Below are 17,919 nucleotides of genomic sequence, written 5' to 3'. Positions count from 1 at the left end.
GCGGTCAGAGTCCGAGCTGCTGAACGAGCCAGCGGGCGGCCTGACCGCGTGTCATGGGCGCGTCGGGCCAGGGGAGGGCCTGGCCGACGGCGTTGTCGAGGTCCTGACGGTCTTCATCCGTGAGCAAGTTGTTCGGGCGGTAGCTCATGTCGGAGTAACCGCTGACGAGACCGTTTATTCCCAGGAGGTGGACAGCGGCGAAGTAGGGAGAGTCTTCGGTGATATCCGTCCACCAGAAGAGGGGAACGCCGGCGCCCAGCAGGCCGTGCTGGAATGCTTTGAGGGCGGCGGGATCGGCGGGGACAGCGGCGGGCGCGATGCTGTTTTGCAGACAGAAGGCCGCCAGCGCGGCGGCGGCTTCGCCGATGGCCCATTCGCTCGGGTGAAGGCGATAGGCGCCATTGGTCAGGTGTGTGACGCCGATGTTCTTACAGGCGGGCAGAAGGTTGGTCAGCCGTCGCGGAATGAGGGCGCTCACGGGGATCTGATAGGGCAGGGCTTTCAGAAATTTCTCCGGCGTGCCGACGCCCGCGCAGGCGTGGACATCCATGCCGCCGTAGTAGCCGACCCCGCAGGAATCTTTGAAAAGCGCGGCGCGCGGACCGCCGGCGTACTGGGCGTCGACTTCTTGCTGTACGACGGTTTTGAGGGCTTTGATGCGCCGGGATTCGCGAATGTAGGCCTGCGCGGAGGTCCCGTCGGATGTATTGAACAGATCGGCGCGCAGTTTGAATTCGGGGTAGCCGAAACGTCCTGGCTCCCCGTCGCGCGGGCATTCGGTTTGCAGCCAGTAGAGATAACCCAGGGACGCCTGGCGGGCGCGGGCGACAATGGCGGCGTCCTTTGCCGGATCTCCCGTGGGGATGGTCGCCGCCTGATAATCGTTGCCGACCATGTTGACCATTGTCACGTCAAAGGGGTATCCGGGATCGGCGAAGTTGTCGGCGTCAATGATGCTGCGATACGACCAGAAGTCCTTGCCGGCGACGAACATCGTGCTGATATAGCCGTCGACGATCGTGTAATCCTGTTCCGTCTTGAACTTATCGTATTCCTCCGGCTTATCGATCGTGTGATCCTCGCCGCGCGGTCGATGCTCCATCGCAAACGGCATGGTGATGGATTGGATCCACTCTGGATGCGCCACATCCGGCGCTTCCGGCTCACCGGTCTCGGCCTTGCTTTCCGCCCCAATCGTCCAGTCGATCTCCTGTTGACCGCTGAGCGGAAGCAGATCGCCGAGATCGGTGGCGTCGAGATAGAATCCGGCCAGATATCGCGTCTCCACGCCGCTCGGATCCTTGGCGGTCACGCTGGCGACGGCGTCGCCGTCCATCTCAAGCGCAGTGATGGTTGTATTCAATCGGACATGGATGTTGGGATTGTTGCTGAGAAGCTGCCCGAGCACAAAATTTCCCACGAGCGGCTCCATTGTAAATCCGGGGTATGCGCCGCCTGGATTAAACTCCGGCTGCGCCGCCCCGCGCGCCGACAGCCGCGCATTGCCGCGATAATACGCGCGCACCGCATGCCGGAACGCCCGGTACGACGGCGTGCTCCCCACGGTCTCAATAAATTCATTCTCATCCGGCTTCGTGACGCCCTGAGCGGTATACTGGCCGCCAAGCCAGCTCGTCGCCTCCAGGAGGCAGACGCCCAGCCCCCGGCTTGCGGCGCTCAGCGCGGCGGCAACGCCGCCGAGGCTGCCGCCGACGATGAGGATGTCGTAGGTAATGTCGGTCATGGTAGTAGTGCTCTTTCTTTGAGTTGGAGTGACGGTAGAGCAAAAGAGTCGACTTGCACGTTTATACACTGCGCTGCAGTGCGCCTAGCAACTACAGAATAGTTAGTGTATCATCGTTTCTGTAAATTGGCGTAGGCCAAAAAATAGTAGGCCACAGAGTATCCTTGAAGTTACCACACACCAAGGGGACCGACCATGACCTACCAAAGCGATTGTACTCTCTCGGAGCAGTTTTTAGATCAACTCTGCGGCCAAGGATTGGATGCCTTGCCCGAACTGATCCGCATCGTCCTCAACAACGCCATGCAGCTCGAACGGCAGAAGTTCCTGGGAGCCGCGCCCCATGAGCGAACCGAACAGCGCACAGGCTACGCCAACGGCTACAAAGACAAGACGCTCGATCTGCGTGTCGGTCGTACCGTCGTGCAAGTCCCGCAGACGCGCGACGCTCAGTTCTCTTCTGGAGGCTCGAATTTCTATCCGCAAAGCCTGGAGAAAGGCACACGCTCCGAGCGGGCATTGAAGCTGGCCCTGGCCGAGATGTACATCCAAGGCGTCAGCACACGCAAGGTCGCTGCGATCACGGAGCAGCTTTGCGGCTTCGATGTCACCAGTTCCGCCGTCTCACGCGCCACGCAGGAACTCGACGCCATCCTCCAAGAATGGCGGGAACGCTCGCTGGGTGAGTTTGCCTATCTCTACTTGGATGCCCGTTATGAAAGTGTTCGCCTGAGCGGTTTGCAGCGAAGGGCGGCTGTGCTCATCGCCATCGGCGTGGACCTGGAAGGAAAGCGCCAGGTGCTCGGTGTCTCGGTGGCCATCTCGGAGCAAGAAGTTCACTGGCGCTCGTTTCTGCAAAGCCTGCTGGCGCGGGGACTGTGTGGAGTGCGTCTTGTGACCAGTGACGCTCATCCAGGCATCCAATGTGCGGTGCGTTCGGTCTTGGGTGGTGTTCCATGGCAGCGCTGCCAGTTCCATTTACAACAGAACGCCAGCAAGTACGTTCCTAAGCAGGAACTCAAAACTCCTGTCGCGGCGGACATTCGCGCGATCTTCAACGCTCAAGATCGTGTAGAGGCAGAGGCGCTGCTCAAACGAACCGTCCAGAAGTACGAGAAGAGCGCTCCGAAGCTTGCGGATTGGATGGAGCAAAATCTGCCCGAAGGACTGAGCGTGTTTGCCTTTCCTACTTCGCACCGTCGCCTGTTGCGCACCACCAACGGCCTGGAGCGGGTGAACCGCGAACTGCGCCGTCGCACACGCGTGGCGAGCATCTTCCCGAACGAGGCGTCCTGCCTACGTCTTGTTTCGGCGCTGCTGATGGAGATCAGCGATGATTGGCAAAGCGACAAGGCTTATCTGACGTTCACGAACGAATAACAGCGCAAAGAATTCGAGGATGCTCCCAACAATTTACAGAAAAGATGTTGCATTATCACAGAATACCGCCATAACGATCAATCAGATCACTTTCGCACGTAACTAAGCTTTCGTAGTTTTTATCGATCTCGCGATAGGGAAATCCGCTGAGATGGTCGCACTAATGCGCCACTTTGCCGCGAAGAGGATCCGCCTGGCGAGTCAATGATTGCGCTATCTCTTGACTAGACATTGCCTCCCTCCTTTTACTACTATCACGGCTGCTGCTATCGGCCGGCTACCCTCAGCTCCTTCTTAGAGAACTCTTGTTTTCGTAAAAAGCAGGGACATTTTATCATTCGCGTCCCGTAAGGAACAATATCACTTTTCGATATATTTCTTTTCCGTTTGTTTTATGGATTGCAAGAATTCTCGGATATAATTGATTATCTGTCTTCGGCAGATGGACTGCAGCGCCTCCGCAGTTCAATGCACTTCTGTACTCCAGCACTAATTAGCAATTAATCGTAATAGTTTTCACATGACTTTGCACTGCCGCTTTTCGCGGGGGCGGAGGCGTGTCCACGGACTAACAGAGGAGTCTAACACCATGTTCGTGAAGTTTCGGCCGGCGCGTGTCCGGGATTTGGGGGAGTGTTTGGGGTGTTTGCGGGACGGATTTGCATATGATGATCAGGGGCGGGAGGCGCTGCTGGAGATGTGGTCGGAGCTGCTGGCGTCGGGAGCGGCGAATGGGGCGGTGATGGAGGATGTTTCGGAGCCGCTCGGCAGGCGGATTGTATTCTTTTGTTTCAAGGTGTTTGTGGGGGATGAGTATGTCCGGTTCCTGAAGTCCGAGGCGGGGCCGATGGTGGGGGCGCAGGTGCTGACGGCTTGGCTGAAGGGGGCGTCGCCGTGTCTGTCGGCGTCGCAGATCCGGAAGGCGAATTCGGGGGGTGGAGTCAATATCCTGGTGCTGAATTCGGGGCTGCCGGAGCGAATGTGGGGTTCGGATCAATTGCGATATTTGGTGGATCGGATCGGGGAGTTTTCCTGCTATTTTACATCGGGGTATCGATGCAAGGAGCTGCTGGAGGAGTTTTACACGGACTTTGAGTACCAATGGGCCGCCGGGGCGGGGTTCCGTGTGCGAACGCGGTATGGGAAGTTTTTGGATCGAAGGGATTTGCCAGAGTGGGATGGGCGTGAATGGGCTCCGGTGCTTTATGGGGTGACGGCGGAAGAGGCGGCGGCGAGCGCGGGAACGCTGGCGTCGATGATGTTCGGGTATCAGGAGCCAAGGTTTTTCTTTCGGCGCTGCGAGCAGGAGCTTTTGGTAGAGGCGCTGCTGGGGGAGACGGATGAGACTCTGGCGGCGTCGCTGGGTGTGGCGGCGGTGACGGTGCGCAAGCGCTGGGACAGCATTTACTGCCGGGTGGCGGAACGCGCGCCGGAGCTGCTGTCGCGAGAGGCGGGTGGATATGGGACGTCGCGGGTGACCGAGAAGAAGCGGCTGCTGCTGAGTTATTTGAGACAGCATTTGGAGGAACTGCGGCCGGCGGAAGCGCCGGGGAAGGCGCCTGAGAAGGATGGACTGAATACTGCCGCGCCGAGGGTGTTTCGGTTGAGCAAGGGACAGAAGATCCCCGTCCCCCCCTCTCGCTGAAGCTCGTTTTTCCCCTCTCCCGGCTTTGATCTTGTGCCGGGAAGGGAGGAATCACTCTGTACCGCACGAGTTTTATCGTGGGATTTGAAGAGAGGGCTGTTGCTATTTAATGGCGATGAGCTCGACTTCGAAGGTGAGGGTTGCGTTGGGTGGGATGACGCCGCCGGCGCCGTTTGCGCCGTAGCCGAGGGCGGGCGGAATGGTGAGCTTGCGCTTGCCGCCGACTTTCATGCCGGCGACGCCTTCATCCCAGCCGGGAATGACCTGGCCGGCGCCAAGACCGAATTCGAACGGGGTGTCGCCGTGATCGCGGGAGGCGTCGAATTTGGTCCCGTCCGCGAGCGTGCCGATGTAGTGAACATCGACGGTTTGGCCGGCCTTCGCAGTCGCGCCTGTTCCGACGACGAGGTCCTGATATTGCAGACCGCTGGGAGTGGTGATGGTTTCCGGTGCGGCCGGCTTGGCGCCGGCGATGGCGTCTTTTGCGGCTTTGAGCAGAGCGTCGGAATCCACACGGACTTTGTAGTCCGGGTTTGAGTAGGCGAACTTGATGTTCCCCTGAGTGTCGAGGACGTAGGCGGCAGGAACGGGGAGCATGGGCTGTGGCTGTCCGGTGCGGTCCTTCAGATCGACGCCGAAGCCTTTGAGGGATTTATCCATGTCCGGACTGACGGAATAGGCGACACCAAAGGCGAGAGACGCGCTCATGCCGGCGTCGGTCAGCAGTTGATAGGTAAGCTTGTCCTTACCGGCCATTTCGGCCAGCAGCGGCGCTTTGTCTGGGGAGATGGCGAGCACCTGGTAGCCGAGCTTGGTCAAATCGGGCTCGATCTTTTGCAGTGACGATAGATGGGCGTTACAGTAGGGGCACCAGCCGCCACGGAAAAAGATCAAGATGGTCGGTTTGGAGGCGATCGCTTTGTCGAGATCGAACCGTTTGCCATTGGCGTCGATTAGCGAAAGCAGTTTCGGCGTGGTGTCGCCCGCTTTGAGTGGATGCGTGTCTTGCGGGGACGCGGGAACAGCGTAGGCGGGATCAGCGATGACGGGCGCTGGGGTGGCCGCGTACGCGGCGATTTGCGGTGTGGACAGAACGCCGGCGGCGAGCGCGGCGAGTGTAATGGTTTTCAGCGATGAATGGCGCATAGGGGATCTCCGGGAGGGTAAAGCGTTGGTTCCCTCTATATAGCATAATTGCGGGAGGTTTAGTTCCACGCGCGCACGCCTTTTCCATATGGAAAAGAGTTTATGCCGGAAGGGTAGATATACGAACATATGTGCGGTATTATAATATTGTGATCGAAACTTCTCCTCCTCTTTTTGGGGCGGCGGGGCGTATCTCCACGTTCCGCCGCCTCAATCTTGATGGAGAAGCAATATTAAAGATCCATTGTGCTGCTGGGTGAGAGATCGTCATTCTCACGCTCGCTTTTTTATGTCGGACACCGCCTGGGCAGGCGGTTTATTTTTTACTCAGGAGTGAATCATATGTCTACTTTTGCGGAGCACCGGCGGAATTTGATGCGGGCTTTGGCGGGTGAGCGGGCACAGCGGGATTTGCTGAAGGTGGCTTGTGCGGAGGCAGGGGCGGAGTATCGGGTGGTGCATGTGCCGCCGGATGACGCGGGGACGGGAGCGCCGGACCGGGATACGGTGCGGCGGTGGCCGACGGAGGCGTACGCGGGGCGTCCCTATCAACTGCGCGCGGACGACCGGCCACTGCTGCAGTGTCCTCCTGGAGCGATTGAGCAGATGGTGAAGAAGCGTGCCCCAGCCGCAAATCCAGTCGAACGGAGTGCGGACTTCTGAGTTTGTCTTACTGGGAACGGTCGTTGGATACTTGCACCGCCGATGGCAGAGTGCGTCCTGGTTTCTCGGTCGGAAGTAGTGTGAAAGGCGAGAGCGCGATTTTGTCCGCAAGGATCGGTGTTTGCAGAGTGCGATGCAGCGACATGGCGCGGCGCTTGACTGCGGCTTTTTTATGGCCGGTCGCGGGGGCGGCGTGGACGCAGGGCAGCGTGAGGGTGGAAACGGTCAAAATCGCGGCGATGACGCCATGGAACTTGATCATGATGTGGCTACCTCTGTGTTGGCGTGCAAGAGCAAATGTTGCTGGTCGGTAACCTTCCTTGCAGAATCCATGCCAGGATGAGTTGAGACTTCCTGAAATACTGAAGCTTTTCTCTCAAGGAAGCGGTCGTAATGTCATGTTTACACTTGACGATCGGCTGCCTCAACTGAGTTACTGCTGCTTAGTGCTTGGAGGTTTGGAGTATTTGGCTGGAGGCTGCCAGGACGCGCAAAGTAGGGCTCATCGGGAGCAAGGTGAAGCCGGAGAGGGCGACTTGCGGTCGCGGCGTCGTGTTCGGGCGCCGGGCGGTCGTTTTGACTTTCGCATGGCGCACCGGAGCGCCGGCGTGGGCGGTGGCGGCGATTGCGGCGAACGCCAAAACCGCGAATATCGTGCGATGGAGATGGTTCATCATGTTTTCTACCCCTGGCTGGCGGACGCTGAGATAGTACTATTCTCGGCTCGATTGCATGGGGAACATATGGTTTTGGAGCAGTCAAGGCAAAATCCAGTAATTTCGCTGGCATTACGAATGGGGTGGAAAGTAATGACGGATAGTGCTCCGGGCAAGAAAGACGGCGGGGCGGCGCGTAAGCGTCCCAGCAGCGGCGGCAGATATCGCGCGCTGCAAAGCGAGAGGCTGAAGGAGCTTGCGGCCAGGCATGCGGGGGATTTGGAGCCGCTGGATCTGCTGCCGGAGCTGGCGTTGCTGCGGGCGCTGCTGACGGATTATGTGGAGCGCTATGACCGGTTTTCGGCGGCGCTGATCGCGTGGCATGAATCGTTCGGGAACCCGGAGCGGCCGGCGAAACCGGTGAAGATTTTGGATGTGGCGGCGGCGGGATCGCTGCTGGCGCAGGTGGGGACGCTCGCGCTGAGGATCGAGAAGCAGAAGAGCGCGGGCGCGATCGGGCTGGCGGCGCTGGACGCGGTGATGGGACAGATGGGCGCGGCGCTGGTGCAGGCCGCGCAGGAGACGATTGACGACGATGACACGCGCACCAAACTCCTTGACTTTGTGGAACGCCGATGGGGAGCGATCGACATCCAGCCCCAGCGCGTCTAGCGGCGGAAGGACGGCGTCAAAGAGTGAAAGCCCCGCGTCAAAAGCGTTGCGGCGGGAGCGGGATCGGGCGCCAGTGGGACTTCCTCCACCGCAGCCGGGGCCGCAGACGGATTTTTACAACAGTCGCGCGGATATCGTGATTTTTGGCGGGGCGGCGGGCGGCGGCAAGACCTTTGGGCTGCTGCTGGAGTGTCTGCGTCATCGGAATAATCCTTACTTTAACTTCGTGATTTTTCGTCGCACGTCGCCGCCGATTACGGCGAATGGGGGCTTGTGGGATGCGTCGCTAAAGCTTTTTCCAAGGACTGGCGCGAAGCCGAACTTGACGACTTTGAGCTGGAAGTTTCCGAGCGGGGCAAAAGGAAAAATGGCTCATTTGCAGCGCGCGGATACTGTCCATGACTGGCAGGGGACGGAGATTCCGCTCATTTGTTTTGATGAGCTGACGCACTTCACGGAAGACCAGTTCTTCTATTTGCTGTCGCGCAATCGATCAACAAGCGGCGTGCGGCCTTATGTGCGGGCGACGACGAATCCGAAGGCGGGCTCGTGGGTGAAGAAGTTTCTGGCGCCGTGGCTGGATAAGAACCGTCTGGACCGGGCGGCGCATGGAGAGCTGCGCTGGTTTACTCGGGTGAATGGCGAGATCGTTTGGGTGGACGAAAACTGGCGTGATGAGGAAGGGCTGCCTGGAAAGTCCGTCACGTTTATCTTCTCCAGTGTTTACGACAACAAGCTTCTCTTAGAGATCGATCCGCACTATCTGGTGAATTTGAAGTCGCTTCCGGAAGTCGAGCAGGCGCGATTGCTGCGCGGCGACTGGGATGTTCAAGAAGGCGCGTACTTCTCCGAGTGGTCGGAGGCGAAGCATGTGCGGCTCTCGGTGGAGATTCCCACGTGGTATCGCTTTTTTGGAGGATTGGATTATGGCAAGGCCGCTCCGTTTTGCTTTCTTTTGATGGCGAGTGACGACGCCGGCAATGTGACGGTGATGGATGAGGTGTATGAAACCCGTCTGACGCCGGGGGAGCAGGCGGTGAAAGTCGCGCAGGTTTTGGAGCGCTATGGGATCGCGCCAAAGTCATGCCCGATCTATGCGGACCCATCGATCTTCCCGCCGCAAGAGGCGAAGGCGCGGGCGGGGCATCCGGGCAAATATATCGCCGAGGAGTATTGGAGTGAAGGTCTCAATGTCATCCGGGCCAATAACGACCGCGTGAACGGCTGGGCGCGGGTGCGCGAATATCTGCACGAACCGGGCGCGCTGACAGTGTTCCAAGGCCGCTGTCCGAATCTGATTCGGACGATTGGGACACTGGGGCCGGATCCGAGGGACTTGGAAGATCTGGATACGACGGCGGAGGATCACGGTGCCGACTCCTTGAGATACGGATTGCTTTCGAGACCCGCGCGGGCAAAGCGGCCGGATTCGGACGAGGAGCGTGTGCTGAAGTATCGGGGTGTGAAGGTGATCGACCCGAAGCGGCTGCCGCATGCGCTGATGGAGAGTGAGGATGAGTGGTAGGGGGCGAGCCCACAAAGGAGAAGCCAATGGATGATTTTGTCGTCGGAGTGCTTGCTGGGACGTTGATGGGGCTGTTGTTGCTGCGCAGTCGGCGTGTGGCGGGTGAGGCGCCAGCGGAAGCTGACGAGGCTGAGACGCAAGGGCCGAAATTGGAGCTTGTGGAGACGGCGGAGCCGGATGCTTATGAGGATCCGGGGAAGGTGGAGCGTCAGCAGCAATTGGAGCGGTATCGACGGCTGCTGCGTGAGGAGTTTGGGGTGGATCATGCGGGGAGCCTGGTCGACCCGATGACGGGAGAGGAAGCGGCGACGCATGGCTGAGCAAATTCCGAAGAAGAAGGCGCGGGCGACGGTGACGCTGCGGGACCCGTCGAACGTGGATAGCGAATTGTCGGCGGACGATGTGATTCGGACGCCGACGATGCCCGGGGAAGATGAGATTGCGCTGGCGCGGCTGGTGGACGAGAGATATAACAGCGCGGCGGATAATCGTCGAATCCATGAGCCGGCGTGGTTTGAGAGCCTGGCGTTTTATCTGGGCAACCAATGGGTGAGCTGGTCGAATGCGCATGGAATACTGCGGTCGATGCGCGATCCTCGGCGCCCGCATCAGGTCTACGCCGTGCGCAATAAGATCCGGCCGAAGATCAAGAAGCTGCTGGCGCGGGGACTGAGCGCGTCGCCGGACGCGGGGGTGGCGCCGCTCACGGCGTCGGATCTGGACCGAGCGGCGGCGGCTGAGGCGCGGGCGCTGATCGAGCATCTGGACAATATCTGGCGGCGTCCCCATCAGGTGAAGAGATTGGCGCGGTTCGCGCTGACGACATCGACGGCGTTTTTGAAGATTTACTGGGACCCGGACCGGCGCGCGGAAGTTCCAAAATTCGATGCGGCCGGGGCGATCGTGGGATCGTCCACGGCGGCGATCGGCGATATCTGCGAGGACATCGCGCCGATCTTCGAGATCTATCTGGATCCGAAGGCGCGTGAGTGGGAGGACGTGGCGTGGCTGATCCACGCGAAAGTCCGATCGCTGGAAGAGCTGCGGGCGAAGTATGGGGACAGGGCTCTGGACATTGAGGGCGACGCCGGCGGCGGAGTTGGCGGATATGTCGAGAGCCGACTGGCGTCGGTGGTCGGGGAATATGGGCGCGGCTCGGAGCCGGGGCAGTCGCAGAAGAGCGTGCTGGTGAAGGAGCTGTGGGAGAAGCCTACGCTGCGCTTTCCTGAAGGGCGATTGATTACGGTGGCCGGCGGACGCGTGCTGCGCGATGATCCATGGCCGTACGCTAAGAAGGATGATTTCCCGTTTGTCCCATTATCGTTTGAAGATGGGCAAAGCACGGTGTATGGGCTTAACGCCGTCTCCGATTTGATCTCGGCCCAGCGGTCGTACAATGAAGGGATTTCGCGGACGATCGAGCATCGCAAGACGGCCTGGGGAAAGATCCTCGCCCAGGAGGGCAGCGAGATTGGGGTGGACGCCTTCGACAGCGCCGCGCCGGGCGAGGTGATCTATTACAAGCAGGGCAGCGTGCCGCCACAGCATATCCCCGCGCCGCCGCTGCCTCCGTTTCTACTGCAAATGCTTCAGATGGACGAGGGGGATATGAACGATATCTCTGGAGTGCATGAAGTCTCCGAAGGCGGGGTGCCGGCCGGGGTGACGGCGGCGTCGGCGATTCAGCAACTGCTGGAATCGGATACGACGCAGATGGCGGACTTTATCGAGAATATCGAAACGTGGCATCAGAGGCGCGCGGAGTGGGAGATTGCGCTGGCGGCGCAGTTTTACAAAGAGCCGAGACTGGTTTGGGTTTCGGAAGGGACGGGGGCTGGGCCTCATCCGGCGCTGAAGCGCCACCCTCTCCCAATTCTGGGAGAGGATTTGGATGCTCCTCGGCCCCCAGTGGGGGAGCAGGCGATCGGGGCGGGTGGGGGTGGCTCGCTGCCGAATGGGCTTGCTTCTCCCGATTCCCTGGGGCGAGCGATGGGGGCGGGGAACGGAGGCGCGCCTTTGGCGTCTTCGCCTCCGCCTCCGCCGGCGGACGGATGGCTGGCGCCGGTGATGCAGGCGCGTTCGTTCGGGAGACCCGACGGCGGCGAAGATCCTGCTGGAAGAGCTGGAGTACACGAATCCGGACACGGTCTACGAGACGATGCTCCAGGCGCGGATGGATGCGCTGGCGATCGCGAAGGCGTCGCAGCCCGATCCCGAGCAAGCGGCGGCAATGCAGCAGCAGCATGCGGCTGAGATGGCGCAGGCCCAGCAGCAACATGCGGCAGAGCTCGCGGCGATCCAGCATCAGCAGGAGGAGACGGCGGCGCGCACCCAGATGGAGCACGAGGCGCAGCTCAAGGCGATCGACCATCAGCACGCGATGGATCTGGAGACGCACAAGGCTCAGTTGGAGATCGAGAAGTGGCGCGCGGAGCATTCGGCGGAAGCGAATGGGGGGCCGTCACAGACGATACCGGGGGTGTCGGATTAATTTATGGTTGTGTGGAGATTTGCCTGTCGCGCCTTCCTGTTTGCCCGTTTTCCTTGATGTGTGGAACGCCCATTCAGGACGTCGTAAGGACGTTGGAATTGTGATGCAGTAATCGGTCGAGAAGGGGTTGTGGGAATTTCGACGTGGTTGCCCGTGATTCGCCGGCGCTGGTAAAAATTTCAACGTTGGCGCATCCGAAACAGATCACCAAGTCCACGGATTGGCCATGGAATGTCGCGCGAACGCCATGATGCGGCTCAAAGCAGCCGGCGCCAAGCTCGTTCGCGGTCAGCCCCCTTTCGAGCTCCGCGACGATTTCACGGCGCTTTACCGCATTGCGGATTGTCAGAGAGCTGGCAAGTCGATATCCATGAAATGCATGCCTTTTGGCGGATCCGCCGGGCGCGATTGGGACGATCTCAGGATCCAGCGAGAAAAGAGTGAGGTGATTACAATGCTCGAGAATATACTGCGCACGGCGCGACATGACCTGATCCATTGTGTTACTTCTTGGTTTCGTCAGATCGCCGCCGCTTGCAGGAATACATAAGCCGCTAAGTAGTAGCGCAGCCGTAAGCCTGCTCCACATTTGCGAGTGAATTTTCATAACGTCAGTGTACCAGCAGAAATCAAATCTATGTCAGGAGATCTACTATGGCGAAACGAATGATCGATCCTCATCTGACGCCGCATCCCGTATTGCCGGGACGCGCGGTGTCTGGGCGTATCCTGCCGAGTGTGACGGCAATGACTGGGGCGGTCCCTCCGCTCGACGCTCCGATCACGAAGATCCACCCCCGGGCCGCTGCGGCAATTAGTGGAGGCGGGGCGCATCTTTTGCCGGCGCTGCCACCGGTGATGATTGCGTCGGTGAAGCCGCGCGCAGCGCGTCCGGCGTCGAAGCCGTATTCGATCAAGGCGAAGCCCGCAGCGGCGAAGGCCAAGACGGCGTGTCGGCCGCGCGGTAAGAAATAGGCGTTTTCGAGGGGACTTATACATCCATGGATGATTTTAATGAAGGGGCGTTAAACGACGGAGCCGACGCGTCGCCCGCGGACGGCATGGAGATTGCGGACTGGTACGCTTCACCCGAGGATTCGGAAGAGGTCGCCGCTCTTTCGGAAGATGACGACATCGATCAGGCGTTAAATGAGGATGCCGACGAGGATGAAGCGCGGGGGCCGGTGCCGTACGAGCGGTTCCATCAGGTCAATGAGCGCTATCAGGAGCTCAACCGGTGGTCGCCGATCCTGGAGGCGCTTCGCGCTGAAGGATATGATAGTCCCGAGGCTGTGCAGGAGGCGTTGGAGCAGCGCGCCCTGGAGGCCGAACAAACGCAAGTGGCGGCCGCGTATCAGCAGCAGGTCGACCAGGGCCTGCTGGATCCGCAGGTCGCAAGTCAGCGTCTGCGGGCGGAGCTGGAGCATCGCGCGCTGCAGCGGGAGCGCGAGCAGCTGGCGGGGTGGATGCGCGAGCAAGACCTCGCCGCCGTGAGCCGCCGCTACCCCGAGGCGGACACGGATTATGTGCGGGCGATGGCCGCCGCAACGGGCCGGCCGGTCGCGGACCTCGCGCGAGAGTCGCACGAGCAGCGGACGGCTTACCGTGAGCGGGTGATCGCGGACTATCACAACCAGAAGGAAGGGGACCGAAGGCGCGGCGCTCCCGAGGGCGGCGGCGGCAAAAACGCCCCGCGCCGGGGCGGCGTGCCGGAGATCAACTCCCCCGACTTCGACAAATGGTACGAACAAGAGCTGCGTAAGACGCTGCAAACATATCGGTAGATCGGCCCTCACCCCCCTGCCCCCTCTCCCTATTTTGGGAGAGGGGGAGTCAGAGGGAGTGATAAGGTCTTTTGGATCACAGATCCAAATCTTGATCTCATCTTAACCCTCTCCCCGAATAAAGAGAGTTGGCGAAGGGCCGGGTGAGGGCTTTTCAGCGTGCGGCCAGTGGGGCCGGGCGCTTCTTTTATGACACAGTAAGGACTGTAACTAGCCATGGCGACGACACATGTATTTGGACCGGGGACAACTCCCGGCGCGGGCGGCAGCTTGCCGGCGGAAGTGCGGATCGCGTATGATCGGCGGCTTCTCAAGGCGGCGCGCCCAAATTTGATCCACGCGCAGTTTGCGGACGATCGGCCGATTGACAAGAACGCCGGAACGACCATGCAGATGCGGCGTTTTGAGCTGCTGAGTCCCGCGACTTCGCCGCTCTCCGAAGGCGTTACGCCGACGGGCAACAACTTGACGGTAACGCCGGTGACGGTAGGCATCGCGCAGTACGGAGACTTTATTCAGGTCTCGGACGTGCTGACGTGGTCGGCGATCGATCCCATTCTGACTCAGGCGGCCGATATCCTCGGCTTCCAGGCCGGACAAACGATCGATCAGCTCGCGCGTGATTTCATGAGCACCGGCACCAATGTGCATTACCGAATACATCAAGTTGATTGGTCGCGGCGCGGAGTGGTGATTTTAGCTGTTCAAGCTGGGGATTTCAGGTGGCGTCGAGGGAGTTAATATTTTTCGCACTACAGCTGAGGAATGCGGAAATCCACCAACTTTTTGTCAGCGGAAACCAGGATCCCAGCAAGCCAATCCTGAAGGAATGCGCGCTTTTCCTCGGTGGTGTGCTGATTGCTCTGGATCATCACGAGCAGGCGATGGGCGTCGAAAGGCTTCAGGAGCTTCAGTGGACGCGCGGTCTCGGCGATCGCGAGCTGCTCCAGCAGCAGTGTCTTCGTGCGCTCGATTTCGGCGATGGCGTTTCCCATCTGATCGAGCGTAATGTAGCCGCGCTGGTTCTGATCGGAGAGGGCCATGATGCGTGTTGGGATCAGGTCAAGCTCTTTGCGTATGATTTGCGGGTCGGGGTGCGGGGACGGCGCCTCAAGCGGCGGCGGCTCCAGGAGGCGTTCGGCGAGATGTGGATGCTCGGCGAGCAGTTCCACGATCCCGCCCTCGTTCCGGATCCGTTCCAGGCTTTCAATAACCATTCGCCTAATCTTACCCTCCATGATGTTGAAACCCGGACACTCCTGCGATGGGGCAAGTCCGGATCCCTTCGCGCGGTACATTCCCATGCGAACGGAGCAGACGTAGCAGGCTTCGCGCTTGCCCGTTTTTGGACTGCGGATATGGGTGTGCAGGACGCTCTTGCGTCCTGCTTCGACGCAGTGCGGGCAGAGCAGGAGACCGCCGGCGAACATGGCGTCAATCTCCGAGATCTTCCCAGGGCGGCGGGCCTCTACGAGGATTTGGGCCTGGGCGAAGGTCTCGGCGGTGATGATGGCCGGATGGGCGCCGGGAAAGACATCGCCATTCAATTTACACTGGCCGGTATAGACGATGTTTCGGAGCATGTGGGAGATCGTTTGCGCCTGCCAGCCGTCGAGGTAAACGTTGCGGCGCGCGCCGTTCGTGCCGGGTGGACGGATCTTCATGGCGTTCAGCTGCCGGGCGAGATCGACGAGCATGGCGCGCTGTCCGACGTACGTCTCGAATATCCATTTGACCCAGCGCGCGGCCTCATCGTCGAGCGCCCAGCCGGCGCCGCGCACGCCGGGCTCGGCATAACGGTAACCATAGACGGGCGGACCGTGCTGGCGACCTTTATTGGCGGCCGCGCTGTGGATTCCCTTTTTGAGTTCCGTCGAAAGATTATCGCTGTGAAATTCCGAGACGCACTCCATAACGCCTTCGATCAGCTTCTCGGAGGGATCGTCCCCGCCCACCCATGGCTCGGTGACGCTTTCCACCTTCACGCCATATTGCTTGAGGAGATGCTTGTATGTAACAGCGTGCGTACGGTACCGAAAAACGCGATCGGATTTATGGATTAGAAAGACATCGTACTCGCCGGCCTTGGCGCAGGTGATCGCCTTTTGGAACTCGGCGCGCTGATCGCCCTTCTCTCCCCAGGCGCTGATACCTCCGTCCTGGAAGTTGTGCGTGACCACGCCGCCGCGCGCCGCGACATAGGCGATCTGCTGCGCTTCCTGCTCGGGAAGGGAGAGATCGCGCTCGACCTGGCTTTCTTTGCTGACGCGGCGGTAAATGCAGTACCGAAGCGGGGTGAAGGAAAGGTGGACTTGTTTCCTCGTGGTCATTTAGGGGAATCCGTGCGATATTTAAAATTAAAACGGCCTCCCGTATTGGAAGGCCGAGTAAGTAAAATTGCCGTTATTGTCTGAACAATTTATTTTGGAGGTGTCGGATATTCAGCTTCCCATCGCAGTGACGTCATTATGGAATGATACACGTTGAAGATGAAGGACTGAACCAACACCACCATATAAAAAAACACGGATGATACAAACACTATCCCGATCTGAGCCAAATACCGCTTGCATTCTCCAGGGTCTATCAATACGCGATTGACGAAAATTGAGAGTAGGCCAGATGGAAGAGCAAATGCCTTTACCAGATAACAGGTGAATATAAAGAACAAGATCACGGTAAAGATCTTAATAAACCTGAAGAAGGAACCCTTCAAATAACTGAGACCCGTTTTCTTGTCAATGTGCTGCGCCATCTGTAGGAAAAGCTCAGGCTTTACCAGAGTAGCGAAGATCGTAAATCCAGCTATGAGGAAACCAAGCAGTGACGCTCCAAAGTTCAGCCCAAGATCTGACCAGCTTCGGACCTTATCCGCCAGAACGTGAGTGGACTCAGGGGTATATACGGCATATAAAACGTTCAAGAAGACAATTAGCCAAGTCGATGAAACATTGAACTTGCTTTCCTTGATATGCCGTATCTGAACCCAAATGTCCCACAGATCTTTTTCTTCTGTCAGGCTGGCAGGGTTGAACGGTCTATCTTTACCCGGCTCCGATGTTGAATTGTTCTTGGACAGCCGCAATTTTGGATTCAATGATTTGTGCGTCTGCTTCAGGGGTCTCATCAATGTGAACTCCACGCCTCACGAAGGCTCCGAATGCGGAAAGCATTCGCCGCATTAAGATTCCGGCGTTTTCGGTTCGGGAAATAACATTTCCTTCCACGTCCGGACTGCCGCCATCTCTATTTTCGCGGCTTTCGAGCGGCAATGTGATTCGGGTCTTGTAATCCGTCGCGCCCCCACGAATCTCAACCCCCGCTTCGTCAAAACCGACCACCGAGATATGTGAATTACCTTGGGCTGTCGCCGCGCTCAACTGGTTGATTGCCTCCTCACGATTCAGACCTTCGGTGTTTTCGTGAGACAAAGCCGTCCTGTCCGATCCTATTGCTTCTTTCTTCTCCCGGACATCGTCAAAGAACGGATCATTGTCGTTTTCATCATTTGTGTCCACCAGTTCAATTCGAACGGAAACGAGCCGGGACATCTGCTGAATGTAGGCCCTGAAGTCATCTTCACTTGAGAGAGAGATAATTTCCAGGGTGAATCGGCCATACGTTCGGCGCGTAGCGCTCTTGGCCGCGTTGATTGCGGTCTTGGTAGGATTCTTTCTAGATTGTACCTCAGCGGCAGCTTCGGCTATCCGATCATCAACATACTGCTTGTAATACCGTCGAATGTTTCGGGTTACGACGTTCTTGAAGGATCCAAGAGGAGGCGCCTCGGGGGTCTCATGGTAGTAGAGAAGCTTATGGTTCCTTAATATCAGGACAAAGGAAGCGGAGGTCGCATAAGGAGTTTCACTAAGGCTTTCCACCAATCCAAGCTCAGGGTCAAAGACTTGTACGCTCCGATGCCTCGTGTCTTGGATAAAAGTGCCGACCAAACACAGTTCATCGCGGCCGTCAAAGGGCAACATCTCTAATCGGGTTTCATAGAGAAAATATGTGCTCGACATGAACTCATATTTTTCAGGATGCGAAAGTAGGGCTGGCAGGACGACATCGTTAGCGAGATCAAGAAGATTGGTGTCTTCGCCAAACTTACAAATGAAATTTGCGAATTCTACGTAAGGTTCCCATGCCATAAATCAATTATATTCCTTCTGAAGGTAACCGTCACAGGTTAAATTATTGATCGATCAATATT

General features: G+C 58.7%; 19 protein-coding genes. 11 read left to right on the top strand and 8 right to left on the bottom strand.

Annotated features, from left to right (window positions below):
* Positions 1 to 4: 4 nt before the first annotated feature.
* Positions 5 to 1,744, bottom strand: coding sequence for an FAD-dependent oxidoreductase (locus D5261_RS28000; RefSeq protein WP_119323179.1), 1,740 nt, complete (start codon positions 1,742 to 1,744; stop codon positions 5 to 7).
* 195 nt (positions 1,745 to 1,939) lie between these two features.
* Here D5261_RS28000 and D5261_RS27995 point away from each other — a divergent pair, with 195 nt between their 5' ends.
* Entirely contained in the window at positions 1,940 to 3,124 is a 1,185-nt protein-coding gene (locus tag D5261_RS27995; RefSeq protein WP_119325342.1) for an IS256 family transposase, read from the top strand.
* A 589-nt stretch (positions 3,125 to 3,713) separates the two neighbouring features.
* Positions 3,714 to 4,769, top strand: a complete 1,056-nt coding sequence (locus D5261_RS27990; RefSeq protein WP_119324769.1) for a hypothetical protein — start codon at positions 3,714 to 3,716, stop codon at positions 4,767 to 4,769.
* Positions 4,770 to 4,871: 102 nt separating this feature from the next.
* On the opposite strand, the gene D5261_RS33665 is transcribed toward D5261_RS27990, so the two are convergent.
* Positions 4,872 to 5,915, bottom strand: coding sequence for an FKBP-type peptidyl-prolyl cis-trans isomerase (locus D5261_RS33665; RefSeq protein WP_218025771.1), 1,044 nt, complete (start codon positions 5,913 to 5,915; stop codon positions 4,872 to 4,874).
* A 342-nt stretch (positions 5,916 to 6,257) separates the two neighbouring features.
* Between D5261_RS33665 and D5261_RS27980 the strand changes: the two genes are divergently transcribed.
* Positions 6,258 to 6,578 carry a hypothetical protein gene (locus D5261_RS27980; RefSeq protein ID WP_119324770.1) on the top strand — a complete coding sequence of 107 codons (321 nt, stop codon included), beginning with the start codon at positions 6,258 to 6,260 and terminating at the stop codon, positions 6,576 to 6,578.
* A 7-nt stretch (positions 6,579 to 6,585) separates the two neighbouring features.
* Here the strand turns inward: D5261_RS27980 and D5261_RS27975 are convergent, their stop codons facing one another.
* Both D5261_RS27975 and D5261_RS27970 read right to left on the bottom strand, forming a co-directional pair.
* Complete coding sequence (locus D5261_RS27975) at positions 6,586 to 6,840, bottom strand: hypothetical protein (protein WP_119324771.1); 255 nt, start codon at positions 6,838 to 6,840, stop codon at positions 6,586 to 6,588.
* 181 nt (positions 6,841 to 7,021) lie between these two features.
* Positions 7,022 to 7,255 (bottom strand): hypothetical protein, encoded by a 234-nt coding sequence (locus tag D5261_RS27970; RefSeq protein ID WP_125206343.1) that lies wholly within the window; start codon positions 7,253 to 7,255, stop codon positions 7,022 to 7,024.
* Positions 7,256 to 7,387: 132 nt separating this feature from the next.
* Here D5261_RS27970 and D5261_RS27965 point away from each other — a divergent pair, with 132 nt between their 5' ends.
* From D5261_RS27965 to D5261_RS27945, 5 genes are all read left to right on the top strand, one after another.
* Positions 7,388 to 7,906, top strand: a complete 519-nt coding sequence (locus tag D5261_RS27965; RefSeq protein ID WP_119324773.1) for a hypothetical protein — start codon at positions 7,388 to 7,390, stop codon at positions 7,904 to 7,906.
* Between the two features lie 73 nt (positions 7,907 to 7,979).
* Positions 7,980 to 9,431, top strand: a complete 1,452-nt coding sequence (locus D5261_RS27960) for a terminase large subunit domain-containing protein (RefSeq protein ID WP_165864638.1) — start codon at positions 7,980 to 7,982, stop codon at positions 9,429 to 9,431.
* A 26-nt stretch (positions 9,432 to 9,457) separates the two neighbouring features.
* Positions 9,458 to 9,751, top strand: coding sequence for a hypothetical protein (locus D5261_RS27955; protein WP_119324775.1), 294 nt, complete (start codon positions 9,458 to 9,460; stop codon positions 9,749 to 9,751).
* Positions 9,744 to 11,684 carry a portal protein gene (locus D5261_RS27950; RefSeq protein WP_119324776.1) on the top strand — a complete coding sequence of 647 codons (1,941 nt, stop codon included), beginning with the start codon at positions 9,744 to 9,746 and terminating at the stop codon, positions 11,682 to 11,684. Before D5261_RS27955 ends, D5261_RS27950 begins: the two co-directional genes overlap by 8 nt.
* A complete protein-coding gene (locus D5261_RS27945) occupies positions 11,662 to 11,922 on the top strand; it encodes a hypothetical protein (RefSeq protein ID WP_119324777.1) in 261 nt (86 codons plus the stop codon). The genes D5261_RS27950 and D5261_RS27945 overlap by 23 nt, the downstream gene beginning before the upstream one ends.
* Before the next feature lie 73 nt (positions 11,923 to 11,995).
* Here the strand turns inward: D5261_RS27945 and D5261_RS27940 are convergent, their stop codons facing one another.
* Positions 11,996 to 12,421 carry a hypothetical protein gene (locus D5261_RS27940; protein ID WP_119324778.1) on the bottom strand — a complete coding sequence of 142 codons (426 nt, stop codon included), beginning with the start codon at positions 12,419 to 12,421 and terminating at the stop codon, positions 11,996 to 11,998.
* Between the two features lie 155 nt (positions 12,422 to 12,576).
* Between D5261_RS27940 and D5261_RS27935 the strand changes: the two genes are divergently transcribed.
* From D5261_RS27935 to D5261_RS27925, 3 genes are all read left to right on the top strand, one after another.
* Complete coding sequence (locus D5261_RS27935; RefSeq protein WP_119324779.1) at positions 12,577 to 12,897, top strand: hypothetical protein; 321 nt, start codon at positions 12,577 to 12,579, stop codon at positions 12,895 to 12,897.
* Between the two features lie 26 nt (positions 12,898 to 12,923).
* Positions 12,924 to 13,706, top strand: coding sequence for a hypothetical protein (locus D5261_RS27930; protein WP_119324780.1), 783 nt, complete (start codon positions 12,924 to 12,926; stop codon positions 13,704 to 13,706).
* A gap of 216 nt (positions 13,707 to 13,922) precedes the next feature.
* Complete coding sequence (locus tag D5261_RS27925; RefSeq protein WP_119324781.1) at positions 13,923 to 14,447, top strand: N4-gp56 family major capsid protein; 525 nt, start codon at positions 13,923 to 13,925, stop codon at positions 14,445 to 14,447.
* Between the two features lie 11 nt (positions 14,448 to 14,458).
* Here the strand turns inward: D5261_RS27925 and D5261_RS27920 are convergent, their stop codons facing one another.
* From D5261_RS27920 to D5261_RS27910, 3 genes are all read right to left on the bottom strand, one after another.
* On the bottom strand, positions 14,459 to 16,036 hold the full coding sequence (locus D5261_RS27920; RefSeq protein ID WP_119324782.1) for a recombinase family protein: 1,578 nt from the start codon (positions 16,034 to 16,036) through the stop codon (positions 14,459 to 14,461).
* 89 nt (positions 16,037 to 16,125) lie between these two features.
* Positions 16,126 to 16,803: a hypothetical protein gene (locus tag D5261_RS27915; RefSeq protein WP_125206344.1), complete on the bottom strand. Its 678-nt coding sequence runs from the start codon at positions 16,801 to 16,803 to the stop codon at positions 16,126 to 16,128.
* Positions 16,751 to 17,857 (bottom strand): hypothetical protein, encoded by a 1,107-nt coding sequence (locus D5261_RS27910; RefSeq protein WP_119324784.1) that lies wholly within the window; start codon positions 17,855 to 17,857, stop codon positions 16,751 to 16,753. The genes D5261_RS27915 and D5261_RS27910 overlap by 53 nt, the downstream gene beginning before the upstream one ends.
* Between the last annotated feature and the right edge of the window lie 62 nt (positions 17,858 to 17,919).

Source organism: Capsulimonas corticalis (assembly GCF_003574315.2).
GTDB classification, from domain to species: Bacteria; Armatimonadota; Armatimonadia; order Armatimonadales; family Capsulimonadaceae; genus Capsulimonas; species Capsulimonas corticalis.
Note: the sequence above shows the minus strand (reverse complement) of the source record. Positions and strands in the feature narration are given on the sequence as shown.